The following is a 25,751-nucleotide window of genomic DNA, read 5'->3' as shown; positions in this document are numbered from 1 at the left end:
ATGGGGAGTTCGTCGCGCCCGTTTATCTGCGCCCAGCCGGTGAGGCCCGGCAATACGTCGTTGGCTCCGTATTTGTCGCGCTCGGCTATGAGGTCGTACTGGTTCCACAGAGCGGGACGAGGGCCGATGACGGACATTTTGCCAGTTATAATACAAAATATTTGCGCTAATTCATCTAATGATAATTTTCTTAGCCACGCTCCGCTTTTTGTTATCCATTTAGACGGATCGTTAAGCATGTGGGTCGGCATGTTGGCGGGCGCGTTTGTGTACATCGTTCTGAATTTCGGCATCATGAAGGTAGTCTTATGTATGCCAACTCTTTTCTGCCAGAAGAGCACTGGGCCATTGGAATCTGCCTTCACGATAACAGCGATCAGTGCCATCGGAAGCGCCAGAACGGCCAAGCCGCAGACGGAAATTATCAAGTCTATCAGACGTTTTATAAAGCATTTATACATTATAGACACCCAATATGCAATGTACGCGATTTTGTAGTTCTATGTATGCTTCTACGCGCGCGGCATTTGCTTACAGTGTTTTCTGCCGTTATCGGGCTCTTCGGCCGCGCCTTGTATTGCTTGTGAATTATCAAGAATTTGTTTCAATGACGCCGACTCCCCCGCCGTGTGTTCTTTCAGCTGCTTTGATGAGCGCTCCGTCATGCTTAACGTTTGCTCATGCGACATACCTTTGGCTGTATATCAAATAAAATGAATCAGCCTTATAAATGTCTATATATTTTTACTTCACATAGGCTAAAAAGTCAATCTCTACAGCACGTAAATACATTATCTCTAGTCATATAATTTTTTTGCTTGGCACGGAAGCCGTGTAACTATGTGGTTTTATGAGTTTTTCCTATTATCGCGTCGCTGTTGTTTTTCTATTTTATGGTTTTTCACTGGCATAAATAATATCAGTATGCTGTATGCCGCTATTTTAAATTTGTTACTGTTGTATTCTACATAGCGAACGCGGCAGGTTTTCCTTAGCTGTATTGATTTATGAAAATCTGCTACACTGATTGACAGCTTCATTGAAACGCATCAGACAAGCGTGTTTGTTGGGGTATCCCGTATTCAGTTACCGTCATAGCTTTAGTTAAGATGTTTTTGCTTTGCGCGGACATAGGGGGCTGGCGATGTGTGAAAGCGGACGGCGGCGTGTCGCAGGTAAGCAAAGGCGGCGTCCGTGTTTCCGACGGGCACCGCCTTGCGAAGCAAATTTGATGTGGTTCGTTTTCTAGTATCTGAATAGGAAAAGGCGCGCGAAGATTATCGCCGTTACTACCAGGTTGACGCGGATGGAGTATATTTCCTCTTCGCGCGCGCGTTTGGCGTCGAAGGGCTTTTCGTTTGGGGATTTATCGGGGAAGCCCCCGCGCGGGTATGGAATGAGCTGCGGGACACGCTTTTTGAATTCTTCGTATTCATTCCCAAATTTACCGGCGAGGAATTCCTCTTCGGCCGGGATTATTATCATCGAGTAGAGGAGCATGAAGGCGACGACGAAGGCGGCGACCCATCCCCAGCCGACCATCAGCGACCATCCGAGGCCCATTATCGCGTTTCCGGCGTAGAGCGGATTGCGTACCCATTTATATGGCCCCCAGGTGACAAGCACCGGCGCGCCTATGACTTCCGTCCTGTATTTGGGGATGTAGCCGGCAGCCCAGAATCTCAGCGCCTGGCCGCCGAGGACCAGCGCGAGGCCGACCACGAATCTTGCAAGATCGAATTCGCCCGGAAATATCAATATGCCAGCCGCAAAGACGCCCCAGAAGAGCCCTCTGCATTTGAACGCCGTGGAACTTACTTTTTTACTTACTTTCATTCGCCGTATCCGCCTTTTTCGTATTGTCTTCGGAGAGGACTTTGTCGGCTCCGCCCCATCCGAGCATTCTTAATATTATACAGGTTCCTATAGCTATCCCGGTATATTCGGAAAGCAAACGCCATGTGACCGCCATCACTCCGGCGACGCTCCACGGGACGAAGAGGCCGAATACAGCGACCGCCCCGCCTTCGGCAGCTCCGCTGGCCCCGGGCGTCGGGATAAAGTATAGCATGAACAGCAGCAGTGATTCAGCCAAAATACACTGCAAGTAGTTGACCGAAAAGCCCGCTGCGAGTATCAGGCAGGGCATTATCGACATGTACGTTATGAGGTGCGCTGCGGCGAAGAGCGCCGAGAGCGCGAACCATGCCTTCCCGGTCGATGTGAAGAGCTTGATGTTGTCGTTGTAGGAGCTTATCTCGCGGTTTATCCAGCGCGCGACGCGGAGCAGGTATTTCGACTTGAGCAGGCCGATCTTATTCACCCATACGAGCACCGCGTTTACCCAGCGCTTCATCCATCTCGGGCGCGCTATGCTGACGACGAGGAGAAACGCGCAGGCGCCGATGAAGACGACGACGTAGCAGGCGTACCATCTGAGGTACGAGTATCTTTCCAGTATGTCCGGGTCGGCTATCATGGAGAAGGGAACGACCATCGCGAGCAGGAATAGTACCTGAAGCGTACGGACTAGAGTTATAGCGACCGACTTCCCCACCGAGACGCCGTATCTGTAGAGCAGATAGACTTGGAACGGGCCTCCGCCGCTCTGCATGGGCGTGATTGCGCTGCCGAAGTAGTTTATCCATATCACAGAAAGAGTGCGGCGCAGAGTCAGCCGCTCGCCCGCAGCCCGCGCTAGCGACATGAATTTGAATGCGTCGAGCAGCCACATGAGCACGACGAGAGCGGCCGCGCAGGCGAGCAGCGCCGGGTTCGCATCTTCTAACATATCGAAAGTCGAAGCGTCTATGCTGCAGAAAAGCACTCCGACTATGGACAATACGACGATTATGACGAATATCGAAAAGCTCTTTTTTACGCTCATTCTGTCCTCCCTGGTATGAAACGGGACAACATAGTTGCCGCGTGTTCTATTATTTTAACATAGGCTCGGCTGATGAGAGGGAATAAAAATCCTCGGAAATCTGAGGAAGCCCCTCGCGCCACGCGAGTGCGGCGGCCTTCGTCCTGTCTGTCAGTTCAAGCTTCTTCAGTATGTGGCTAACGTGGTTCTTTATGGTTTTTTCGGAAAGTATCATTTTTTTTGAAATTTCTTTGTTGGTTAGGCCGTGCGCCAGCCAGTAGAGGACCTCGCGCTCACGCGGGGTTATTTCGCAGAGCGGGTCGTTCAGCCGTTCCGCGCAGCCGCGTCCTCCGGCAGCCGCCAGCACTTTTTTGCTTATGTAGCGCTCGCCGCGAGTGAGGGAGCGCAGTGCGGAGACGAGCTCCGTCATATCCGACATTATGGACATGACGCCGATCCCGGCGTTTTCGCCGGCGAGCGACAGGAGGTCTGCGGTCGGCTCGCTCACTATAAGCAGCGCCCGCATTTCTTTTTTCTTTCTTTTTACCTCGCGCAGCGTATGTATCGTTTCCGCGTCCGGCGTCAGCCGGTGTATCACGACGGCGTCCGGATCGCGTTCGAAGGCCGCGCGAAGCGCCGCGGAGCCGCTTCCGTCAGTTGTTTTTACGCTGAAGTCTTCTTCCGCGCCAAGCGCGGCGCGCAGCGCGTCTGTGAAGAGCGATTCGGCGTCGGCGAGAATTATCTCGATTTTTTTCATTGCGGCGCACCTCCGGCATATTCTGTGTTAGCATAATATTATATCTCCGAAGGGGAGCGATTTCGCTGAAAGATTTTGAGGAGCTTTACCCCATATCGAAAAAAATATCACGCTTCGTCGGCGAAGCCATAAGGGATTATAACATGATAAAGGCAGGAGACGGCGTTATGATAGGTCTGTCGGGAGGGAAAGACAGCCTTCTGCTTTCTCTCGCGCTCGCCGCGCTGCGGAAGCGCAGCCCGGTGAAGTTCGATCTTCGCGCCTGCATGATAGACCAGTCGGGCGGGGAGATGCGGACGGGCGAGGTGCTCAAGTATATGGAAACGCTCGGCATTCCCGTGACTGTGACGACGCATCCGACGTATCAGATAATGAAGGAGCGCGGGGAACGTTCGCCGTGCAGCCTCTGCGCCAACATGAGGCGCGGAATGCTGGCGAACGCCGCGCGAGCCTGCGGCTGCAACGTGCTGGCGCTCGGACACCATAAGGACGACGCGGCGGAGACGGTGCTGATGAATCTGTTTTACGGCGGGCGCTTCAAGTGTTTTCACCCGCATCTTTATATGAGCCGGACGCAGGTCCGCGTGATACGGCCGATGATATATGTCGAAGAGCGCAATATCAAGCTCGAAGCGGAGCGCCTCGCACTGCCGGTGACGAGCTCGTGCTGTCCTTTCGGCGGCGCGACGAAGCGCGACGAGGCGAAAGCGACGCTGGCACGTCTGATGGAGGAGACTCCGGAGCTGAAGAGCAACATCATCCACGCGCTGAGGAACATGCGCGAGTCCGAGGGGTGGCCCGATGGAATGCTGAACGGCTGAGTCTGCGGCTCCGTCGGCTGCTCGGGAAGATTTCTTTCCCGCCTGCGCCTGCGTCTATATCGTCTTCCCTTCTTTTATATAGCGCCATAGCGTCTCCCGGTCTACCGGTATGAATTCTCCGGCGGGCAGTGTTTTCAGCGTCAGTTTGCCGATTTTGCGGCGCAGCAGGCGGCGAACGTCGTTCCCCAGGGCTCGCGCCATTAGGCGTATTTCGCGCTTTATCCCCTCGCCTAAGACGACCTCGAACCAGCACTGCATCGGATTGCGCGCGAGGCGGCGGACGGAAAGCGGCTTGAGGAACACTCCGTCGGCGTCTACGCCTTTCGTCCAGCGTATGAGCGCCGGCTCGTCCATCGGGCGGCGGAGCTCAACCTCGTAGGTCTTTGTGAAGCCGTTCCGCGGGTGTATGAGCTCCTGCGAAAACATGCCGTCGTTCGTGAGAATCATCAGCCCCTCGCTGTCGCGGTCGAGCCGCCCTACGGGGAAGAGGCGCAGTCTGTCCATCGAAGGCGGCAGTATATCTATGACGGTGCGCTCGCGCGAGTCCTCAACAGCGGAGAGCACGCCCTTCGGTTTGTTGAAGATAAGATATGTAGATTCGACCGGCGATAGCTCGCGTCCGTCGAGCTCCACCACGTCTCCGGGGGCGACCTGACGTCCCGGCTCCGTCACCGTCGTGCCGTTTATGCGCACGCGCCCATCCGTTATATATTCCTCGACCTTGCGCCGCGCTCCCGCGCCGCACATCGCGAGATACCTGTTGAGCCTCACAGTCCCCTCACTCATCGCAGTTCGTCTCCTCCCGCGTTTCTTCATCCGGCGTTTCGTTTTCCGGCGCGTGGCCGTCCGCGTCTTCTTCCTCGTATTCTCCGCGAAGTTCTTCGAGCGTCGGCAGAGCGCTGATGCTCGAAAGGCCGAATATTTCAAGAAATTTGTTCGTCGTGCGGTAGCGCCGCATGGATTTTTTGCGGCTGTCGCTGCGCGGCCTGTCTATAAGGCCGTTTTTCAGAAGAGTCTCGACTACGCGGTCGCAGCGGACGGAGCGTATTTCCTCTATCTCGGACATCGTTATCGGCTGATTGTATGCGATTACCGACAGCGTTTCTAGAGCTGCGCGCGAGAGCCGGATGCGCTGTGTCGAAAGGAAGGCCGCAAAGCTCTCTACGGCATCGGCCAGGTCGGGCGCAGTCGCCATCTGCCAGCCTCCGCCAATGTGCAGCAGCGTTATGCCGCGCCCTTTCGCGTATTGGGCGCGCAGCGTCTTTATCGCGCTTTCGGCCCGCTCGGGCGAAATGCCTAGATGAGCAGCTATCGTCTCCGCCGGAACGGGCTGCGGCGAGACGAAGAGCAGCGCCTCCACCTGACGTTCTATGAGCCCCAGTCCTATATTTTCGTCAACAGGCGGCAATTTCAACACCTCCGAGCGTCTCCGGCTGGATTATATGCACCATGCCGAGACGCGAAAGCTCAAGCAGCGCAAGCAGCGTAACGATGAGCGCCTTTTTGCTCCGCTCCGCGAGCAGTTCGCCTAGCGGAAGTCTCCGCCCCGCGACTATTCGCATCAGCTCGTCCATACGTTCTTCTATCTGACGTTCCTCCGGCACTGCGTCCGGAATCTCTTCCCAAAGCATAGCCTCTTCGTCGTACCGCGCAGCGGCGCGGCTTTCTTCGACGCGCGCGTATAGTTCCCACCACTTTGTCGCGAGCATCTCGAGGTCGCCTATATCATAATAATAGTTGTCTTCTTCGTCCGTCACGCGAAGGAAACAGAGCTCGCGCTCTTCCTTCGACGCCGCGAGCCAGCGCGCCGCCGCCCTGTACGGGCGGTAGCGGTTCATTATGAACTCAAGCTCCTCTTCGGAGGCTATAACGTCCTCATCCGGGGGAAAATCGTCCTGGACCGGAGCGCGGTCCGGAAAGAGCGAATCGACTTTGCGCAGCAGCAGGCGGCTCGCGAAGGAGAAAAAGTCCGCGAGCTCGTTGAGCGTCGCTCCTTTCGCGCGCACGAGAAAGTCTATATACTGAGTTACGAGCTCCGTGAGGTTCAGCTTCACGGCGTCCATTTCGCGCGATTCTACCAGATGGCACAGAAGGTCGAGCGGCCCGGAGAAGCTGCCGAGGTGTACCTCGAAGCCGGCTTCTTTGCCCTCCTCCGGCGTGTACGCGGCGCTATTTTCCGCCAAGGCCGGCCTCCGAAGCCTCCGCACCGCCGTCGATTATTGTCACCGGAAGCCCCGTCTGCCCGGCCGCGATGGCGGCGAGCGCGGGAAGCGAGACGCGCTCCATTTCGCCGTGGTCGCATGCCGCGACGTAAAGCCCGGATTCAGCCGCCTCTTCGCGCGGGTGGTAGGTCACGTCGGAGGTAATGAAGCACTGCGCTCCGAGCGCGAGCGCCTCTGGCCAGAAATCCATGCAGGCCCCGCCGCCCAGAGCGACGCGCCGCACGCAGCCGTTCAAATCGCCGTAAAGCGAAAGCTCCGTCAAGTTCCAACGCTCGCGCAAAAGCTCGCCGAGCGCTCCGAAATGTACTCCGCGCGGCAGATCACCAGCCGCTCCGAGTCCCCACGCGCCGCTCTGCGACGGTATCAGCGGCTTGATGTTTTTAAGTCCGAGCTGCGACGCAAGGACGAAGTTAACGCCCTCCGGCGAAGAGTCCCAGTTCGTATGCGCCGCGTATAGCGCCACGCCGTTCTTGACGGCGGCGAGCAGCGTCTTCCCCACATGGCAGTCGTCGGTCACGGATTTGACCGGACGGAAAATAATCGGATGATGCGTGAGCAGCAGCCCGCAGCCGAGTTCCGCGGCGCGCGCGACCGCTCGCGGCGAGGCGTCGAGCGCGACGGCTATCCGCCGCACTTCAGCGCCGCGCTCTCCGGCCTGCAGTCCAGGGTTGTCCCACGGCTCCGCCCATTCTTTGGGCGCTCTTTTCTCTATGGCTTCGATAATATCTGAAAGTTTCATGACAGCACCTCAAATTGTCTCTTTGATTTATTTTATAACGCAGCCGGGGTGAACGTCAAAGCCGGAGAGATATCCAGACAATAAGCGCGCCGCCGGCTCTATCGAAGAGGCGCGCGGCTCATATAAACGAGCGGAATACATGGAACCGTCCGTTCCCTGCCTGCGGATATGAAAAGGCCGCGAAGCGGTTTCCCGTTCCGCGGCGCGCAGAGCACCCAATAAGCCGGGTTTTGTAAGGGGCGTGCGCCCCCGCCAGCCATTTATCTAATCCCGCGCTTGCACGCGGACTTAAGCGGTCGTACCCGGGAGTCGGCGGGCCGCCTCATCCTCCCCTATTCGACCTTGCTCCTGATGGGGTTTGCCAGGCCCGCGGGTTCCCCTCGCGGCCGGTGGGCTCTTACCCCGCCTTTTCACCCTTACCGCTTTCGCGGCGGTCTGCTTTTCTGCGGCACTTTCCCTGGGTTCGCACCCGCAGGAATTTCTCCTGCATCACGCCCTGCGGAGCCCGGACTTTCCTCCCGCGCCATGCGCCGGCGGCTGGCTCGGATACTCTAACAGTGTATTATAGCACGCGGCGGCGCCTCTCATCAGCCTTCGAGCACGGCGTGAACCTCTTTCAACAGCTCCGCTATCTTCAGCCCCTGCGGACAGCGGCGCTCGCACCGGCGGCGGCCGACGCATTTGTCAGCCTTGCGCGTGCCGGAACGGTACGCTTTTTTAACATTTCGGCCTTAGTTCTAATATAAAGGCCGTAGTAGACGAAGGCTCTGGAAATATGGACTGTCTTAGGACCATAGCAGACAGTATTTGCAGTCCGTACAGCCTATTGCGGACTGAACATCGAAGGTCGCGCGAAGCGATGTTATCAGCTCTTCCCCCTCGTGCGTCATTACGTCCGGCTCGGCCTCGTCGAATATTCTGATGAAGCCCTTGAGCTGTCCGAGCCTCGAAGAGCCGCGAGTATCACGCCCGCCCTCGGTTTGTGGAGCAGGTATATGCCGGCACGGTCGGTATTGAGCCTCCGAAGCTGTTCGTCGAGAAATTTCTCAAGGCCGGAGCGCGAAACGCGCAACCCGGTTTTTCAAGCGTATTTCCCTCGGCTTCAGCCATATTGTCAATGCAAGAGCATACAAAACGGCGCGCCGAAGGCGCGCCGTGCGATAATGCTTTTGTGTTTTCTAGTGATTTCTCACTATTTCCTTGATGACCATGAGCCTGCTCAGAGTCGAGCGTTCCATTTCGTCAAGCTTCATCGATATGGAGCGTATCGCCTCCGAGAAAGACGGTATCATAACGTGCTCGAGCGCGTTGACGCGGCGGCGGGTGCGCTCTATTTCGAGCGCCATCGCGCGCACAGCCTTTTCCTCGGCGGCGAGGCGTACAAGTTTCGGCATCACGTCGAGGAATTTTTCAAGCGCTACGTCGAGACTGCCCGGCGACGCTGCGAGGCCGTAGTTGAGTTCGGAGTGCTGCTCCGGCAGTGCGTACTCCGGCACGCGGACGCTCATGATGTTCCTGTATTCGACGTCCACGCGCAGGTCGCCGCTTGCCGCCATCAGAGTCTGCTCCAGTATCTGCGGCAGGGTCTGGGCGCGCGCGAGCAGGAAGCCGCCGTAGCATTCGCTCAGCTCTTTTTCAACGCTGAGGCGCAGCTCGTATGTGGCTCTCGCGCGCACAAGGAACTCCTTGACGAGCGCGTCCTGCTTGTCTTTCAGCAGCTTGTGTCCGCGCTTCGCTACGACGAGCTGTCTCTTGAGCCGCGACAGCTCCATTCTGTTGGGGTTGACGTTAAGCGCCTTTGCCATCGAAGGTCACCCCTTCCTACTGCTGTTCCTGGTGCGCGAGTTCCTCTTGTGCCTCGACGAGCGGATTAAGGTACTTCTCTATGTATTCGTCTCTGACGCGCTTGAGCTCCTTGACCGGGACGAGGGTCAGCAGTTCCCATCCGAGCTGCAGCGTGTCTTCTATACTGCGGTTGTCGTACTCGCCCTGGCGAACGTACCTGTCTTCGAAATCATCCGCAAACCGCGCGAAAGCCTTGTCCTCTTCAGATAGCGCGCCTTCGCCGAGGATGACCGCGAGCTCCTTCGCTTCTTTACCGCGCGAGTAGGCGGCGAAGAGCTGGTTCATAAGGTCGGCGTGATCCTCGCGGGTCTTGCCCTTGCCTATTCCCTTGTCCTTAAGTCGCGAAAGCGAAGGCATGACGTCGACCGGCGGATAGATGCCCTTGCGGTGCAGCGTGCGCGAGAGGATGATCTGCCCTTCCGTGATGTAGCCGGTAAGGTCGGGGATCGGGTGCGTCTTGTCGTCTTCGGGCATCGTCAGAATCGGTATCTGCGTGATTGAACCCGTCTTGCCGCGAAGGCGTCCCGCGCGCTCGTACATCGTCGCAAGGTCGGTGTAGAGGTATCCGGGATAGCCGCGGCGTCCTGGGACTTCCTTACGAGCCGCGGAGATTTCGCGAAGCGCTTCGCAGTAGTTGGTAAGGTCGGTCAGTATGACGAGAACGTGCATTCCCTTCTCAAACGCAAGATATTCAGCCGCAGTCAGGGCGAGGCGCGGAGTCGATATGCGCTCGATCGCAGGGTCGTCCGCGAGGTTGACGTACATGACGGTGCGCTGAAGAGCGCCGGTCTTACGGAAGTCTTCCATAAAGAAGGATGCTTCTTCAAACGTGATGCCCATCGCGGCGAATACGACGGCGAAGTCGGAGTGTCCGCTGATGACCGTGGCCTGACGCGCGATCTGCGCCGCCATTCTGTTGTGAGGCATACCGCTGCCGGAGAAGATAGGAAGCTTCTGCCCGCGGACAAGCGGGTTCATACCGTCTATCGTCGATATACCGGTCTGAATGAATTCCGACGGGTAGTCGCGCGAAAACGGATTCATCGGGTTCCCGTTGACGTCGAGCGTCGCTTCGGGAATTATCGCGGGGCCGCCGTCGATGGGGTCTCCGCGGCCGTTGAAGATGCGTCCGAGCATGTCTCTTGAAACTGGCAGCTTCAGAACGTCGCCGAGGAAGCGCACCTGCGTCGTATTGACGTCTATCCCGCTGCTTCCCTCGTAAACCTGGACGAGGGCGCGGTCGCCGTTGATTTCGAGCACGCGGCCGCGGCGGTGCTCGCCGTTGGCGAGCGTAATTTCGGCAAGCTCGTCATAGCTGACGTCGCTAACCTTGTTGACCACCATAAGCGGGCCCGAAAGGTTGGATATAGTTCTATATTCCTCAGGCAACCTCATCGTGCTCACCTCCCATTGCCAGCAGTTTGCCTAGTTCTGTTTTTATCTTGGCCTCAAGCTCGTCGAGCTTGGCCAGTTCGTTCTCTTCCGTGTAGCGCATGCGGGCGATTTCTTCGCGCACAGGCATATCGAATACGGAGCGCATCGAGCCGCCGCGCTTCAGGACCTGCATTCCGAGCGAATGGAAAGTGAGAATGTTGCGAAGCATCTTGAACTGTTTGTCCATCGAGGCGTACGTGTCTATCTCGTGGAAGGAGTTCTGATGCAGGAAGTCTTCGCGTATAGACTTAGAAGTCTCAAGAACCATACGCTCTTCCTTCGACAGCGCGTCGACGCCTACGAGGCGGACGATTTCCTTGAGCTTGTCTTCGTCTTCGAGCAGAGACATGGCTTCCGTGCGGTAGACGCTCCATTCTCCATCGTAGAAACCGTCCCAGTAATCGCCAAGCTTCTGCGCGTAGAGCGAATAACTGTTAAGCCAGTTGATAGCCGGGAAGTGGCGCTGGTAAGCGAGCTGCGAGTCGAGTCCCCAGAAGACCTTCGTAACGCGCAGCGTGTTCTGCGTTACCGGCTCGGAGAGGTCGCCGCCGGGAGGAGAAACGGCTCCGATGACGGAAACAGCGCCTTCGCGCCCGTCCTTGCCGAAACAGATCGCGCGGCCGGCTCTTTCGTAGAAGGAGGCGAGACGGGTACCGAGGTAAGCAGGATAGCCTTCTTCACCGGGCATTTCCTCAAGGCGTCCCGACATTTCGCGGAGAGCCTCGGCCCAGCGCGAGGTGGAGTCCGCCATAAGCGCTACTGAATATCCCATGTCGCGGAAGTACTCAGCGATCGTGATACCGGTGTATATGGACGCTTCGCGCGCGGCGACGGGCATGTTCGAGGTGTTCGCTATAAGCAGCGTTCTCTTCATAAGCGGCTGCCCAGAGCGCGGGTCTTCGAGTTCGGGAAATTCGAGAAGAACGTCCGTCATCTCGTTTCCGCGTTCGCCGCATCCGATGTAGACGACGATTTCCGCGTCGGCCCACTTGGCGAGCTGATGCTGGATGACCGTCTTGCCCGAGCCGAACGGTCCGGGGACGCAGGCGGTGCCTCCGCGCGCTATCGGGAAGAAGGTGTCTACGACACGCTGCCCGGTCGTGAGCGGCACCTCAGGCGGAAGACGCTTAACGACGGGGCGCGGCGTACGGACCGGCCAGCGCTGGAGCATCTTTATCTCATGCTCTGTGCCGTTCTTATCGACGACGACCGCCACGGTCTCCTCGACTGTAAACTCTCCGTGCCGTATTTCTTTTACGACGCCTTCCACTCCATGCGGAACCATGATCTTATGCTCAACGAGAACAGTCTCTTTCACTATACCGACTACGTCCCCGGGGCCGACCTCTTCGCCCTCCCTGGCTGCAGGTTCAAAAGCCCACTTACGCGTACGGCTAACCGCCGGAACGCTGATCCCTCTGAGGATGTAGGGACTCTGCGCCTTCTCCTGGATGGCTTCAAGCGGGCGCTGGATGCCGTCGAAAAATTCCTCTATCAGTCCCGGAGCGAGCTCGACGGAGAGCGGCTCTCCCGTGCTCACGACCGGCTCGCCGGGAGCGAGTCCAGACGTTTCCTCGTAAACCTGGACGGACGCCTGATCGTCTTTAAGCTCTATTATTTCACCGACAAGGCCGGCTTTTCCGACTTTAACGACGTCGAACATACACGCGCCTGCCATGCCGCCGGCTATAACAAGCGGGCCGGATATCTTTTCAATATATCCGGTAACGGCGTTTGGTGTGGTCAAATTAAATCGCCTCCATCATAATCATCATTTATCACCGAATATGTCCATTCCGACAGCGCGCTCGACGTTGCGGCGAATCGTGCGGAGACCGACGTTCATCGACCCGCTCTGATTCGGCACGGGAATTATGCTGATATCGGAATACTCGTTTATTTCGTCCACGGCCTCCGTGAATTTGGCGTAAAGAGCCTCTTCCAGGAACAGCGCGGCGTATCCCGCGCGCGCGAACTTATTCAGAGTCTGCGGAACGGCGTCGTTGTTTTCTTCAGTGACGATCACAACGTCAAGCCCTATCGCCTTGAAGGGCAGTATGCTTTCATAGCTGCCGACCGCCGCCATCGGTGCTCTTTGCTTATGCGCCGACATTACGCAGAAGCCTCCTTACCTGGCCGCCGTCCTTGGCGTTTGCCTTCGAAACAGCGATCATGCGAATATTTTTAACCTCGAGCTCCTTGGCCCACAGGTAGGCGATGACGTTGCACGGGGCGCTGGAGCTGTAGCGGCTTCCGAGAACTGTTCTGAGGTAGAAGTCGTCGAGCTCGCGCTCGAGATTCATCGTAACGTCCGCAAAGGACGCCCCCGCGTCTATTGAGGAAAAGAGTCCGGCAAGGTCGGAGTAATCTATCATCCTCCCCCACGTCTCAAAGGGCTCGGGCAGCATTTGAGCAAGAGTTGCGAGATCTATGTTTCCGCCGTCGTGGAGGAATGACTGCGCGCGTCCGGCGTCGAAGCCGAAGCGCTTCAGCCTCACCAGCGAACGGATGTTCTCGCCGTCAATCCTGATCTTGACCCAATCGACGACCTCCGGCACAGCCAGCTTCTCGGCCTGCTCCAGCATCACCGCGAACATCTGCTTGTCGAGGAGGCGTTCCGTCTCTAGCACATCCCTGCTCTGTTCCCAGACTGAAAGGCATTTCGGGAAGAGCGTGTTGAGCCCGAACGGAAGGAGCTGATAGTCCTCGGTCTCCACGTCGGAGATAAGCTTGTCGACAGGGTACGAACCCAGCGATGTGAGAAGGTCCCACCGCTTCTTTCCTCCGCTCCTTACGCTGAAAACGCTCTTCAGCATGACTTTTGCGTTGCTGAAGTCGTACGGCAGCCTAAGCAGGGCGACGAGCTCCTTCTGCGGAGCGAACGAGTTGATCTCCTCGTAGGTGTCGTGCAGCACCGTTTCGAGGACCTTGTCGAAGCCTCCGTCGCCCGAGACCGATGTCAGCGCTGCCGCGTAGGAGGTCTCCCCAAGGATTTTCATAACGGAGGCCGTATCATCGGCGTCCAGCAGCCTTGTGAAGACAGAGGCGTCAAGAAGGCGAAGCTCCATAGCGCGTATTCGCGCCACAGCATATCCGTAAGCCTCCTTATATGACATCAGGCCACCTCCTCATCACGCCGACGGGAACAAACGCTTTACAACGTCAGATTCCTGTTTTTCCTGGGAAACTTTAAGCAGCATCTCCCATGAACAGTTCACGCTGATTCTGCCTCTCCTGAGTATGAAGCCGCCCGATATGCCGGCCTTTTCATCCGAGAGGGAAAGCTTCGTCCCGTGAGCGGAGTTGTAAGAATCTATCCACGCCGCGTCGATATACTTCTCTCCGTTTCCAACCACTACCTCTTCGTCCTTGGCAGTCACGCCTCCGTCCAGAAGGGCGGAGCAGAAGGAGAGGTACCGGTCCTCCGGGAGCTCTTTCATTTTTTCGAGCGCGCCGCGGTACACGTCGTCGATGAGATCGCGCTTGGCGCGCAGCATCATCTTGCTCACGTCTATATTGGCGACAATTTCACCGCGTTTTATGATCTCGGGACGTTCCGCTTCAAAACGGGCGTCGAATCCTGCCTTTATCTCGCCGCACTCCTTCTCAGCCTTGCCTGTTATGGAGCCGGCCTGAGCCTTGGCCTTAGAAAGGATCTCGTCCGCCTCTTTCTGAGCGTCGTTCCTGATCTTTTCCGTAATCTGAGCTAAAGACATGACGTTCAGCTTCTTTGCTTAGAGCTGGATTCCGTTGAGCAACAGAATACTGATAAGCAGGCCGAAGACCGCGTAGGTTTCGCACATGGCGGGGAGGATGACCGCTTTACCGATTTCCTCGGGACGCTTCGCTATCATAAGTATCGAAGCGGCGGACGACTTACCCTGCCAAATAGCGGAATAGAAACCGACTATCGCTATGGGGAGACAGGCGAAGCAGATGCCGAGTCCCTGCCATACGGTCAGCGCGGCGCCGCCGCCGAGAAGTCCCGACTTCTGCATGGCGAGGACGGCCACAAGCAGGCCGTAGATACCCTGAGTACCGGGAAGGGCGAGAAGGACGAGCGCGTAACCGAATTTCTTGGGATCCTCGGTCATTATTCCGGCGGCCGCTTCGTTCGCGAGGCCTATACCCCACGCCGACCCCGAACCGGCGAAGCCGACCGCTAGCGCCGCTCCGAGAATAACCAGCATCTGTCCAAGCTGTTCACCCATTGTTGCGAGAATTGTTTCCATAGTATACTTTACCTCCTTGAAAAATTGTGTTGCGTCTGCTTATCGTTAGCTTGCGGAAGACTCTTCCGTAATGCGGGAATACTGAGCCGCGTTGTTGAGCGGTGAGAAATTGCGCCCAGAGGCGTCGTAGAACTTGCCGAAGAACTCGACATACTGGAGCCTCAGCGGATGTATGAACGCTCCGAGAATGTTGACGGCGATGCTGAACAGGTGCCCGAGAACGAAGAGGAGCACCGCCAGTACGATGCCGACGTACGGAACGCCGGAAACGAGTCCCGCTAGAAGGTTGATGACCATGCCTACAGCGGCGGAGCCGAGGCCGAGCGCCAGAAGGCGGCTGTAGCTGAGCACGTCGCCCAGATAGCCCGTAACGTTATAGAGGCTCATGACGCCGGAGAAGAGCTTGCCGAAAAGGCTGGGCTTCTCCCTGCCCTGCGTCGCCACGAGGACGACCGCCCCTAATATAGAAACGACCTTGCCAGGCAGCAGCATCGAACCAGGAGCATAGCCGCCGGCCGCGCACCCAAACAGCACGAGACCGCACAGAAGCAGTATCCATCCGCCCTGGTCGGCGCAGGCGGCGAACTTGTCTCCGGCCTTCCAGTTCTGATAGAAGGCCAGCAGAAGTCCATACAGTATCTGCACAAAGCCGAGAACGAGCGAAATCGTCAGCATCGTTATAGGATCGCCCATCGGGTTCAGCAGCTGGATTTTTGACGCGACAGGAGCGACGCCGCTGAGGAACGGGAAAACCGTAAGCGAATCGCCGAACCACGACACCGTTATCGCGCCGAAGGCGACCGCCACCATCATGCCGGCGACCATCATCACGAAAAACTTGCGAAGCGTCGGCGGAAGCTGGTAGCGTATCAGGAAATAACCTAGAATCGCCGCAACGACAAGCCCGTACCCCGCATCCCCGAAGCATATCCCCATAAAAAGGAAGAAGAACGGGGCCATGTGCGTGGTCGGGTCGATCTTGCCGTAGGTCGGCGTTCCGTACATTATCGTAAGCGGCTCGAGGCACGCGGACCACGACGGGTTCCTGAGCAGCGACGGAGGTTCTTCGCCGTCGTCCGGCTCGACCTCAGCAAACTCGGTGTAGGCTTCGTAACGAGCGACAGCGGCGCTGACCTTCTGCAGCTCCGTCCTCGGAGTCCACAGGTCCCATATCAGCACGTCGTCCGTCGGCTCGCCGGACTCCATCGCCTCAAGTCTGCGGCTCACTATGCTCCAGTAGTCGCAGTGCTCGCGTGCGGCCTCAAGCGCTGAATCTGCGCGCGCCGTCAGACGCTCGGCGATATCGTTTTCCTTCGCCTCGCACGCCGCTATCTGCCCGTTGATACGTTCTTTTTCTTCAGCCGAGGTAAGAGTGAAGTCCTTAGGAACCTCTATACGCGCAGCTCCGAACTCCGACGCGACTTCGAGAAGCCTGTCCGAGTCGCTCTTACGGTAAAGTACTGCGAACACGGTGCTCGGGTCCTTCTCGGCCCCTGGAATTTCCTGTATCTCGGCCAAATCTCCAAGCGTCTCGGAGATTTTCGCGCGCATCGCGGCGGCTGAATTCTTCTGAACTCCGTAGATAGCGCCCGCTACGCTTTCGGTGCCCGTAGTAAAAAATTCAAGCGGGTATTTGATCTTCTCAAGCAAAACGATCTGGGTCTGGAGCCCCTTCAGCCTGGAAAGCTCCGCTCGGGTTTCGGTGAGCTCCCTTTCAGCCTCCCTCATCGAGGAAGTAAGTTTTGCGAATTTCTGTTCGTCAATCTTCGCGGCCAATTCGCCGAAGGTACGGGCCGGAGCGCCGCTCAGCATTTTGCCCAAGGATCCGCCGCTCTTGCTTTCGTACGGCTCCAAAAGGCGAATAATAAACTTGGCGTCTCCAATCAGCTCGTCGATACGGCGCTTCCGCTCACGCAACGGTTCAATAGCCTCCGCGCGAACGGACGGATCGCCGTTCTTCCCGGCAAATTCGCAGCACCCCAGCGCCTGAAGGCCGGCCGCTAATTCATCGGCTACGGATTTATGTACAGCTATCCGCGCCTTACACATTTCAGCGAGAGCCATAAGCCGCCATCACCTCACTAACCAGCCAGTTTGCTACTTCGTCCGTATCTCTTTTCTTACTTTCGTAAAACGCTTTCGCGTCGTTTTCGCCCTTCTGCGTTATCTCAAGAGCCCTGGCTTCCGCCTCTTTTTCGGCCTCCGCCACCCTTTCGCGCCACTGCCTGTGACACTGCTGTTTTGTGCTCTTGACAGACTGCTCCGCCTCGGACTGAGCGGCGGCGATCATTTTCGCTGCTTCAGCCTTCGCGTCAGAGACGATGCTCTTCGCCAAAGCCTCCTGCTCCCGAATTTCCTGTGCAAGATTATCCGCCAATGAAGTCACCCCCTCCCAGAGCTTCTATAGTTAGAAGATATTTCACAATACATTAATAGATTTTAGCGGCATTTTTTAATTGCGTCAATTTTCACGCATTTGTATAAAATATACCGCAAGCCGTTAAATAGGCACATATTACGCATATATAAAAGCAATTTCTCTAAAAACGCATTATATAGTAAATTTAACGCAAAATTTCGTTTATAAAAGCATTCCGATTGATTTACTTAATTAAAGTACTCGATATGCTCATATAATTTAAATTATGCCTTTCAAACGTCGGCTCGGCTGCATAACATGAATCTTACTCGAACGGCACTGTAAAATTACGCATTGAACGGCGGCCGCCGCTTTTCACTAACAGCGTCTGCCAAGAATGTTTTCTTTGTTCATTTGCATAAAAACATTTTTGGGCAGAGATTCGCGATACGCACGCACAGGCTGGAAATTTTACTCTCCTGGCAGTATTCTTAAAATTCACGGCTCATAATAAATTTTATACTTTATAATGAGAGAGCGGAACACCAGAAGGCATTCCGCTCTCTCATTTATTTTGGCAGTCCCTAGGAGATTCGAACTCCTGTTAACGGGCTGAGAACCCGCCGTCCTGGGCCCCTAGACGAAGGGACCGTCTTACTAAGTAAGTGGCTGGGGTACAAGGATTTGAACCTCGATTACCTGATCCAGAGTCAGGCGTGCTGCCGTTGCACCATACCCCAATCGGGCCGGACAGGGAGTATTATATATGAATCCGCCATAATGTCAACAACGAATCGAAAAAATTTTTTACGGCCGGGAAATCTGCACATAGAGCACGCGCCAGTTTCCGCAGGCGGAGTTTTCCGCCGTTGACGGCCCGGGAGGCCGTTGCTATATTCAGGATATCATGCACACAATCGCACGAGGGGGAGTAAGGATGTACGGCATCAAGTGGACGGACAACAGAATGCCGAGAGGCGGCGGGAAGCTTGAGATAATGTCGCTTCGGAATGTAGAGGCGGCGCGCTCGTTCCACGAGAGTTTTCCGCAATATAAAGAAACGCCGCTCGCGGTTCTCGACGGGCTCGCCGGTTTCCTCGGAGTCGGTAAGCTCTGCGTTAAGGATGAATCTTACCGTTTCGGCCTCAACGCTTTCAAGGTGCTCGGAGGCTCTTTCGCCATGGCGCGCTACGTCTCCAAGATCACTGGCCGCCCCGTTGAAGAGCTCGGATACGGCGAGCTCACCTCCGGCGGATTGAAAGAGGAGACAGGAGAGATAACGTTTTTCAGCGCTACGGACGGCAACCACGGGCGCGGCGTAGCATGGGCGGCGAAGATGCTCGGACAGAAGTCGGTGATTATGATGCCGAAGGGTTCGCAGGCGGCGCGTTTCGAAAATATCCGCGCAGAGGGCGCGCTCACGACGATAGAAGAATTAAACTACGACGACTGCGTGCGCAAGGCGGCGAAGGCCGCGAGCGAGACGCCGGGCGGCGTGCTGATACAGGACACGGCGTGGGAGGGATATGAAGAGATACCGTCGTGGATAATGCAGGGTTACGGCACTATGGCGATGGAGGCCGGCGAGCAGTTTGAGCGCTCCGCCGGGGCCGCGCCGACGCACGTGTTCGTGCAGGCGGGCGTGGGATCGCTCGCTGGCGCCGTAGTCGGCTACTTCTCTAACAAATATCTTAAAGACACGCCTGTCTTCGTCGTTGTGGAGTCGGACCAAGCCGACTGTCTGTACAGGTCGGCGTGCGCCGGCGACGGAGAAATAAGGACGGTCGGCGGCGACATGAAGACTATTATGGCCGGGCTCGCGTGCGGCGAGCCCAGCATAACTTCGTGGCAGATACTCAAAGACAAAGTTGCCGCCTTCGCCTCGCTGCCAGACCGAGTCGCGGCGGACGGGATGCGCATTCTTGGAGCCCCCCTGCCGGGCGACCCGCGCGTCATATCCGGCGAGTCCGGCGCAGCGCCGCTCGGCTTTCTCTACGCGCTCATGCGCGGCGGCGAATTGGCGACGCTTCGCGAAAAACTCAAAATCGGCAAGGACTCGCGCGTCTTGCTATTCTCCACCGAGGGAGCAACTGATCCGGAAAATTACCGTAAAGTCGTCTGGGAGGGGACGTGCGGAAGCCGCGAAGACAAGGCTTAGAAGGTTCCACTGAAATGCCGTTTGTTCCATTCTGTTGATTGCTTGGCCGTATAAAAATGCCGGAAAGCCATGACAACAGGCTTCCCGGCATTTTTTGTATGTAAGGCGCCTCAGGAACGGGGCGACGGCGGCCAGCAACATTCCGCGCCTCTTAGCGCCGCTCTTTAAGGCCTGACGCCGTCCAAAAATTCGCTGAAGCTGACATCGTAAAACTGCTTTATCAATTCATAGAGAGAATCAGAGGACGCGCCTTCACAGTCTGAAATTTCGCCCGTCTCGTGATCCCAGAAAACGAGCTTTGAGTTTTCCGCGCCGCCGTCCTTCACTGCATAGCCGTAAAGGCCGCCAGAGCCATCTGTAGCGATGAAGAGCGGCTTCGCTCCGGCGAACCACCACTCAGAGGGCATAGCCTCGTTGTATTCGATAATCTCTTCCAGCGCTAACAGAAAGTTGCAGTCGCCGTCCATTTCCAGGAGTATGGCGCGCAGTTCCGGAGGAAATGAGATGCCGAGACGCTCCTCCGCCTCGGTTATCTGTGTTTCGCTCACTGGAAGACGCGGCTTTATATCTTCGCCGTACTTTCTTGTCGTCTTATAACTGTTCACCAATTCCAAGTACATATGACTTTCTCCTGTTTTATGAAATCTTCCCTACACTGCGTGCCCATTCGAACATCGCAAGAGCGGCGGCTACAGAGGCGTTGAGCGAGCCCGCCGCACCGAGCATCGGGATGTAGCGCACGTCGTCGCAGGCTTTCGCGGTCGCCGTGCCGAGGCCGTTTCCCTCCGCGCCTACGACTATCGCGCTGCGCGGCGGCAGGTCCTCGCGGAAGAGCGTGTCGCGCCCGTCCATGTCTAGGCCGGTCACCCACAATCCGGCCTCCTGAAGCTTACGCACTGTCTGAGCCACGTTGCCGGTAAGCGCTGCCGGCAGGCGGAGCGATGCTCCGGCGCTCGTCTTGACTACGGTGCCGGTCGGCAGGCAGCCGCCGCGTTTGGGTATCAGCACGGCGGACGCGCCGGCGGCTTCGGCGCTGCGTATCATCGCGCCGAGGTTGTGCGGGTCCTGCACGTGATCGCAGAGCAGCACCATGACTGGCTCAGGCGCCGGCGGAAGAGATGCGATGAGTTCGTCGGCGTCCCAAAGCTTCGCCTGCGTCAGATAGGCCGCCGTACCCTGATGGTTCTCTCCGCCGGTCAGACGGTCCAGAGCCGCCTGCGCGACATTCTGAAAGGTTATTCCGTTGTCGCAGCAAAGGGAGATTATCTTAGTTTTTATGTGCGGCTGCATCGTCTCCGAAAGGAGCACCTTCATGCAGCGCTCCGGCGAAACTTCAAGCAGCGATATGACGGGATTGCGGCCCCAGCAGAGCTCTCCGTCCGCCGCGGCTTCGCGCACCGCCGGCTTTTCGCCCTTTTTTCTGAATTTCTCCATCGTTACGCTCCTTTTCTGATCTCCGCCAGGAACTGCGCGAGATATTTCGACGTCGGGCCGTTCGCCTTGGCGACCTCTTCCGGCGTACCTTTCGCAATGAGCTTTCCGCCGCCTTTGCCTCCCTCGGGCCCAAGATCCATTATATAATCGGCCGAGGCGAGCACGTCGAGGTTGTGTTCTATTGCAAGCACGGAGTTGCCCTGTTCGACAAGCTTGTGCAGAAGGATGAGCAGCTTTTTCACGTCCGTGTAGTGGAGGCCCGTCGTAGGCTCGTCGAGCAAATACAGCGTATTGCCGCGGAATTTTTTGCCGAGCTCGGTCGCGAGCTTGACGCGCTGGGCCTCGCCTCCCGAGAGAGTCGTCGCTGGCTGGCCGAGGCGTATGTAGCCTAGCCCAGCTTCCTGTATCGTTTTGAGCTTGTTCGCTATGCGCGGGACTGCGCCGAAAAATTCCGTCGCCTCGTCCACCGTCAGCTCCAGCACGTCGGCTATGGAAAGCCCCTTGTACTTGACCTCGAGCGTCTCGCGGTTGTAGCGCTTTCCCTTGCAGACGTCGCACTTGACGTAGACGTCGGGCAGGAAAAGCATCGAGACCTTTATGACTCCGTCGCCGTTGCAGGCCTCGCACCGTCCGCCCTTGACGTTGAAGCTGAAGCGTCCGGGCTGGTAGCCGCGCAGCTTCGACTCCTGAAGCTCGGAGAAAAATTCGCGGATGTATGTGAACACTCCGGTGTATGTGGCCGGGTTCGACCTCGGCGTGCGTCCTATCGGGCTCTGGTCTACCAGCACTATGTTGCGCAGCGGCTCGTATCCGGTTATCGAGTCGAATCTGCCGGGACGCTCGCGGAAATCGCGGTCGAACTTGCCGCGCAGCCCTTTATATAATATCTCGTATAGCAGTGTGCTTTTGCCGGAGCCGGAAACTCCCGACAGGCAGGCGAAGGTGTTGAGCGGGATGTCTATGTTCAGCTTTTTCAGGTTGTTTTCGCGCGCGCCGCGCACCTTGACGAACGACGAGGGCTTCCGCCGCTGCGGATGCGGCATGTACGTCCCGTCGGCCTCTCCGCGCAGATAGAGCGCGGTGCTCGAATTTCCCTTCATTATCTCTTCCGCGCTGCCGTCCGCTATCAGTTCGCCGCCGCGCTCGCCCGCTCCCGGGCCGAGCTCGAGTATATGGTCAGCCGCCGCCATCGTGTCGCGGTCGTGTTCGACGACGAGGACGGTGTTCCCTATGTCGCGTATCGCGCGCAGCGTGTCGAGCAGCCTGTTCGTATCGCGCGGGTGCAGCCCTATCGTCGGCTCGTCGAGTACGTAGAGGACGCCGGTGAGCTGCGAGCCGATCTGCGAGGCGAGGCGTATTCTCTGGCTTTCGCCGCCGGAGAGTGTGTCCGCGCGGCGCGACAGGCTGAGATAGCCCGCCCCTACGTCGTTGAGAAATGCGAGGCGCTTGCGCACCTCTATGAGCGCGACGCCGACTATCTTCTGCTCGCGCTCGCCGAGCACGAGGCCGTCGAGCACCTTTATCAGCTCGTCCACAGGCATTTCCGTAAGCTGGCGGATGTTGTACCCGCCGAGCGTCACAGCCAGCGCCTCCGGCTTGAGGCGCGCGCCCTTGCAGGTCGCGCATACGTCCTCAACACGGTAACGGTCCAGTTCTTCTTTATAGTTTTCGGATTCCGTCTCGTTATAGCGTTTTTCTATCCACGGGATGAGCCCGATATACTTGCCGTTGTATTCCCAATCACCGTGGCGGTCCGTGAAGACGAGAGGAAGCACCTCGTCCGAACCGTAAAGCAGGGCCTCCTGCGCCTCGCGCGGAAGCTCGCCGAACGGCTTGCTGATGTCCCAGCCTTTTTTCTCTGCGAGCTTCTCCGCCTTCTGGATCATGTGCTTCATCGCCTTCCACGGAATGAAGCCTCCCTCCGCGAGCGGCAGTTCGGGGTTGACCGCCAGCTCCGGCGAGAAGTGCATGTGAAAGCCGAGGCCGCCGCAGTCAGGGCAGGCTCCTACAGGCGCGTTGAAGGAAAACAGGCGCGGCTCTATATCCGGCAGACTTATCTCGCATACCGGACAAACGTACTTTTCCGTCAGCTCGTTGTCCGGCATACCATCCGATACAAGCAGCACGAAGCCGTCCGAAAGTTTGAGCGCCATCTCCACGGCTTCGCTGAGGCGCAGCCGGTTGTCCTCGCGCACCTTCATGCGGTCGATAAGGCACTCTATAGTGTGGCGGCGCTTTTTGTCGAGTTCGACGGCCTCTTCGAGCCAGTAGAGCGTCCCGTCTATGCGCGCGCGCATGTAGCCCTGCTGGTGCAGCTTGAGCAGAAGGTTCCTGTATTCGCCCTTCTTGCCTTTCACGACCGGAGAGTATATCTCAAGCGGCTTCCCGTCATATTCTTTGAATATCAGGTCTATTATCTCGTCTACACTGTAACGGTGCACCTCACGCCCGCATTTTGGGCAGTGCGGCGTGCCGGCGCGCCCGAAGAGAAGGCGCAGATAGTCGTATATCTCCGTGACGGTGCCCACCGTCGAGCGCGGGTTGTGTCCCGTACCCTTCTGTTCTATGGAGATCGCCGGAGAAAGGCCCGTTATGTCGTCTACGTCGGGCTTGTCGGACATTCCGAGGAACTGGCGCGCGTACGACGAAAGCGACTCGACGTAGCGCCGCTGCCCCTCGGCGTATATCGTGTCGAATGCAAGCGAAGATTTGCCGGAGCCGGACGGCCCCGTGACGACGACGAGTTTATTTTTTGGTATATTTACGCTTACGTTTTTTAAGTTGTGCTGCCTTGCTCCTGTAATTTTTATTTCCTGTTCCAATGGTGCCTCCGCCTTTCAGTTTCTGAATGTCGTCCCTAAGCTGAGCCGCAGTCTCGAAGTCCAGCTTCTCAACCGCTTCCCACATCCTGCGCTCCATCTCCGCAATGCTTTCCTTATTCTCCGCGAGCGGCGAGGCGGCGCGCATTCCTGCGTAACGTTCTTCGCCGTCTTCCGTGAGCTCGTCTGGCAGCAGGTTCTTGACGGACTTGATTATCGTCCTCGGGACTATGTTATGTTCTTCGTTGAACGCGATCTGCGCCTCTCGGCGGCGCTTCGTCTCGCGCATCGCAAGCTTGATGCTGTCCGTAAGCACGTCCGCGTAGAGTATAACCTTGCCGGCGCTGTTGCGCGCTGCGCGGCCTATCATCTGTATCAGCGAGCGGTGGGCGCGGAGATAGCCTTCGCGGTCCGCGTCGAGTATCGCTACGAGCGAGACCTCCGGCAGGTCTATGCCTTCGCGCAGAAGGTTGACGCCGACGAGCACTGCGAATACGCCGAGACGAAGGTCGCGCAGCAGCTCGGCGCGCTCAAAGGTGTCGAGTTCCGAATGTATGTATCTGACCTTTATGCCTAGCTCAGCCATGTACTCCGCAAGGTCTTCCGCCGAGCGCTTAGTGAGGGTTGAGACGAGCGCCCGCTCGCCGCGGTCTACCACGGGACGTATCTCCGCGAGCAGATCGTCGACCTGCCCGGTCGCCTTATGGACCTCTACCTCTGGGTCCGGGATTCCGGTGGGGCGTATCAGCTGCTCTACTACGTGGTCAGAATGTTCAAATTCGTAGTCTCCGGGCGTCGCTGAGATAAAGAGCGCGTTTTTGAGCACCGGCTCGAACTCATCCCATTTCAGCGGCCTGTTGTCGAGGCACGACGGGAGACGAAATCCGTGCGCGACGAGTATCTCCTTGCGCGCCCTGTCTCCGTTGTACATTCCGCGCACCTGCGGCAGCGTCATGTGCGACTCGTCTATAAAGAAGAGCGCGTCTTTCGGAAAGAAGTCGAGCAACGTCCCCGGCGGGTCGCCCGCCTCGCGTCCGTCCAGGTACCGAGAATAGTTCTCGATGCCGGAGCAATAGCCGACTTCGAGCAGCATCTCGAGGTCGTACTTCGTGCGCATCTTGAGCCTCTCGGCTTCGAGATATTTTCCTTCACTCGTAAAGCGCGCGCAGCACTCCTCCATCTCTTTCTCTATCGCCGAGGCGGCGTTTTTTATCGCGTCAGGGCTCGTCACGTAATGCTTCGACGGGAAAATCCCGAATTTTTCCTTGCGCGCGACGCTGTTGCCGGTTACGGGGTTTATCTCGTCTATGCGCTCTATCTCGTCGTCGAAGAAATATATTCGCAGCGCCGTGTCGCTGTAAGATGGAAATATCTCCATCGTTTCGCCGCGGCTCCTGAATGTGCCGGGAACGAGCGAAACGTCGTTGCGCTCGTAGTAATTTGCGATCAGCTTCATCATAAAGTCGCGCCGCTCCCAGCGCTCCCCGCAGGCGAAACGGAATATCGCGTCCTCGTAGTTTTTGCGCTTGCCGAGGCCGTATATGCACGAGACGCTCGCGACGACGACCACGTCGCGCCGTTCGAGAAGCGCCTTCGTAGTCATGAGACGCAGTTTCTCTATGCGCTCGTTGACGGAGGCGTCCTTCTCGATGTAGACGTCGGAAGCGGGAATGTAAGCCTCGGGCTGGTAATAGTCGTAGTAGGATACGAAATAATTAACGGAGTTCTCAGGAAAGAACTCCTTGAACTCGCTGTAAAGCTGCGCAGCGAGAGTCTTGTTGTGGGCGAGGACGAGCGTCGGACGGTTAAGCGCCGCGATGACGTTCGCCATGGTGAAGGTCTTGCCGCTGCCGGTGACGCCGAGCAGCGTCTGACGAGTCCCGTCCTTTTCGAGAAAGCCGCGCACTAGCTTGTCTACGGCCTGCGGCTGATCGCCGGAGAGGCCGAACGGCGCGGTAAGCTTAAATTTATCTTCCATGGTGTCTTTCCCGCACATCCTCCTCAATCAGACTAAAACCGTTAAATTTTAGCACAATCCGGCAGCTTATGCCCTACTGCATAAAAT

General features: G+C 57.2%; 24 protein-coding genes, 2 tRNA genes and 1 other RNA gene. 2 read left to right on the top strand and 25 right to left on the bottom strand.

Annotation, left to right across the window (positions count from 1 at the left end):
- The 4 genes from B5F39_RS03225 to B5F39_RS03210 all read right to left on the bottom strand — a co-directional run.
- Positions 1-461: sugar transferase (locus tag B5F39_RS03225; protein WP_087363823.1), on the bottom strand; the 461-nt coding region annotated here is incomplete at its 3' end.
- A gap of 784 nt (positions 462-1,245) precedes the next feature.
- Positions 1,246-1,836 (bottom strand): isoprenylcysteine carboxylmethyltransferase family protein, encoded by a 591-nt coding sequence (locus B5F39_RS03220; RefSeq protein ID WP_087363764.1) that lies wholly within the window; start codon positions 1,834-1,836, stop codon positions 1,246-1,248.
- Positions 1,823-2,887 (bottom strand): lysylphosphatidylglycerol synthase transmembrane domain-containing protein, encoded by a 1,065-nt coding sequence (locus B5F39_RS03215; protein ID WP_087363761.1) that lies wholly within the window; start codon positions 2,885-2,887, stop codon positions 1,823-1,825. The genes B5F39_RS03220 and B5F39_RS03215 overlap by 14 nt, the downstream gene beginning before the upstream one ends.
- A gap of 49 nt (positions 2,888-2,936) precedes the next feature.
- A complete protein-coding gene (locus B5F39_RS03210; RefSeq protein ID WP_087363759.1) occupies positions 2,937-3,623 on the bottom strand; it encodes a response regulator transcription factor in 687 nt (228 codons plus the stop codon).
- 167 nt (positions 3,624-3,790) lie between these two features.
- Between B5F39_RS03210 and B5F39_RS03205 the strand changes: the two genes are divergently transcribed.
- Entirely contained in the window at positions 3,791-4,444 is a 654-nt protein-coding gene (locus B5F39_RS03205) for a tRNA 2-thiocytidine biosynthesis TtcA family protein (RefSeq protein WP_239391060.1), read from the top strand.
- 54 nt (positions 4,445-4,498) lie between these two features.
- Here B5F39_RS03205 and B5F39_RS03200 read toward each other — a convergent pair whose 3' ends face one another.
- From B5F39_RS03200 to B5F39_RS03125, 17 genes are all read right to left on the bottom strand, one after another.
- On the bottom strand, positions 4,499-5,230 hold the full coding sequence (locus tag B5F39_RS03200; RefSeq protein WP_087363756.1) for a pseudouridine synthase: 732 nt from the start codon (positions 5,228-5,230) through the stop codon (positions 4,499-4,501).
- A complete protein-coding gene (gene scpB / locus B5F39_RS03195) occupies positions 5,223-5,852 on the bottom strand; it encodes an SMC-Scp complex subunit ScpB (protein ID WP_087363754.1) in 630 nt (209 codons plus the stop codon). The genes B5F39_RS03200 and scpB overlap by 8 nt, the downstream gene beginning before the upstream one ends.
- Entirely contained in the window at positions 5,839-6,627 is a 789-nt protein-coding gene (locus tag B5F39_RS03190; RefSeq protein ID WP_087363751.1) for a segregation/condensation protein A, read from the bottom strand. Before B5F39_RS03190 ends, scpB begins: the two co-directional genes overlap by 14 nt.
- Positions 6,614-7,405 (bottom strand): Nif3-like dinuclear metal center hexameric protein, encoded by a 792-nt coding sequence (locus B5F39_RS03185; protein ID WP_087363749.1) that lies wholly within the window; start codon positions 7,403-7,405, stop codon positions 6,614-6,616. Before B5F39_RS03185 ends, B5F39_RS03190 begins: the two co-directional genes overlap by 14 nt.
- A gap of 204 nt (positions 7,406-7,609) precedes the next feature.
- Positions 7,610-7,958: RNase P RNA component class A (gene rnpB, locus B5F39_RS03180), an RNA gene on the bottom strand.
- A 336-nt stretch (positions 7,959-8,294) separates the two neighbouring features.
- Positions 8,295-8,477, bottom strand: a complete 183-nt coding sequence (locus tag B5F39_RS14205) for a hypothetical protein (protein ID WP_158095914.1) — start codon at positions 8,475-8,477, stop codon at positions 8,295-8,297.
- A 106-nt stretch (positions 8,478-8,583) separates the two neighbouring features.
- Positions 8,584-9,210: a V-type ATP synthase subunit D gene (locus B5F39_RS03175; RefSeq protein ID WP_087363747.1), complete on the bottom strand. Its 627-nt coding sequence runs from the start codon at positions 9,208-9,210 to the stop codon at positions 8,584-8,586.
- A gap of 16 nt (positions 9,211-9,226) precedes the next feature.
- The gene (locus tag B5F39_RS03170) at positions 9,227-10,645 is read right to left on the bottom strand and encodes a V-type ATP synthase subunit B (RefSeq protein WP_087363745.1); all 1,419 of its coding nucleotides are present in this window, start codon (positions 10,643-10,645) and stop codon (positions 9,227-9,229) included.
- Entirely contained in the window at positions 10,632-12,431 is a 1,800-nt protein-coding gene (locus B5F39_RS03165; RefSeq protein WP_162608296.1) for a V-type ATP synthase subunit A, read from the bottom strand. Before B5F39_RS03165 ends, B5F39_RS03170 begins: the two co-directional genes overlap by 14 nt.
- A gap of 24 nt (positions 12,432-12,455) precedes the next feature.
- Positions 12,456-12,797: a V-type ATP synthase subunit F gene (locus B5F39_RS03160; RefSeq protein WP_087363742.1), complete on the bottom strand. Its 342-nt coding sequence runs from the start codon at positions 12,795-12,797 to the stop codon at positions 12,456-12,458.
- A complete protein-coding gene (locus B5F39_RS03155; protein ID WP_087363739.1) occupies positions 12,784-13,800 on the bottom strand; it encodes a V-type ATPase subunit in 1,017 nt (338 codons plus the stop codon). The genes B5F39_RS03160 and B5F39_RS03155 overlap by 14 nt, the downstream gene beginning before the upstream one ends.
- Positions 13,801-13,815: 15 nt before the next feature.
- Positions 13,816-14,400 carry a V-type ATP synthase subunit E family protein gene (locus tag B5F39_RS03150; protein WP_087363736.1) on the bottom strand — a complete coding sequence of 195 codons (585 nt, stop codon included), beginning with the start codon at positions 14,398-14,400 and terminating at the stop codon, positions 13,816-13,818.
- Between the two features lie 18 nt (positions 14,401-14,418).
- The gene (locus B5F39_RS03145) at positions 14,419-14,916 is read right to left on the bottom strand and encodes a V-type ATP synthase subunit K (RefSeq protein ID WP_087363733.1); all 498 of its coding nucleotides are present in this window, start codon (positions 14,914-14,916) and stop codon (positions 14,419-14,421) included.
- Positions 14,917-14,961: 45 nt separating this feature from the next.
- Positions 14,962-16,728: a V-type ATP synthase subunit I gene (locus B5F39_RS03140; protein ID WP_239391066.1), complete on the bottom strand. Its 1,767-nt coding sequence runs from the start codon at positions 16,726-16,728 to the stop codon at positions 14,962-14,964.
- A gap of 238 nt (positions 16,729-16,966) precedes the next feature.
- Positions 16,967-17,293 carry a hypothetical protein gene (locus B5F39_RS03135; protein ID WP_087363727.1) on the bottom strand — a complete coding sequence of 109 codons (327 nt, stop codon included), beginning with the start codon at positions 17,291-17,293 and terminating at the stop codon, positions 16,967-16,969.
- A 557-nt stretch (positions 17,294-17,850) separates the two neighbouring features.
- Positions 17,851-17,926 (bottom strand) — tRNA-Glu (locus B5F39_RS03130).
- Positions 17,927-17,941: 15 nt separating this feature from the next.
- Positions 17,942-18,015, bottom strand: a tRNA-Gln gene (locus tag B5F39_RS03125).
- A 197-nt stretch (positions 18,016-18,212) separates the two neighbouring features.
- Here B5F39_RS03125 and dpaL point away from each other — a divergent pair.
- Complete coding sequence (gene dpaL, locus B5F39_RS03120; protein ID WP_087363724.1) at positions 18,213-19,433, top strand: diaminopropionate ammonia-lyase; 1,221 nt, start codon at positions 18,213-18,215, stop codon at positions 19,431-19,433.
- A 164-nt stretch (positions 19,434-19,597) separates the two neighbouring features.
- On the opposite strand, the gene B5F39_RS03115 is transcribed toward dpaL, so the two are convergent.
- Genes B5F39_RS03115 through uvrB form a run of 4 tightly spaced genes read right to left on the bottom strand, consistent with a single transcriptional unit; the run spans position 19,598 to position 25,664 of the window.
- Positions 19,598-20,053, bottom strand: a complete 456-nt coding sequence (locus tag B5F39_RS03115; protein ID WP_087363721.1) for an SMI1/KNR4 family protein — start codon at positions 20,051-20,053, stop codon at positions 19,598-19,600.
- Positions 20,054-20,069: 16 nt separating this feature from the next.
- Positions 20,070-20,867, bottom strand: a complete 798-nt coding sequence (rlmB, locus tag B5F39_RS03110) for a 23S rRNA (guanosine(2251)-2'-O)-methyltransferase RlmB (RefSeq protein WP_087363717.1) — start codon at positions 20,865-20,867, stop codon at positions 20,070-20,072.
- A 2-nt stretch (positions 20,868-20,869) separates the two neighbouring features.
- Positions 20,870-23,689 (bottom strand): excinuclease ABC subunit UvrA, encoded by a 2,820-nt coding sequence (gene uvrA / locus B5F39_RS03105; RefSeq protein WP_087363714.1) that lies wholly within the window; start codon positions 23,687-23,689, stop codon positions 20,870-20,872.
- Positions 23,613-25,664 (bottom strand): excinuclease ABC subunit UvrB, encoded by a 2,052-nt coding sequence (gene uvrB, locus B5F39_RS03100; RefSeq protein ID WP_087363816.1) that lies wholly within the window; start codon positions 25,662-25,664, stop codon positions 23,613-23,615. Before uvrB ends, uvrA begins: the two co-directional genes overlap by 77 nt.
- Positions 25,665-25,751: the final 87 nt, after the last annotated feature.

The sequence above is a fragment of the Cloacibacillus sp. An23 genome (genome assembly GCF_002159945.1).
Taxonomy (GTDB): Bacteria; Synergistota; Synergistia; order Synergistales; family Synergistaceae; genus Caccocola.
This window is presented reverse-complemented; position numbering and strand designations above follow the sequence as displayed.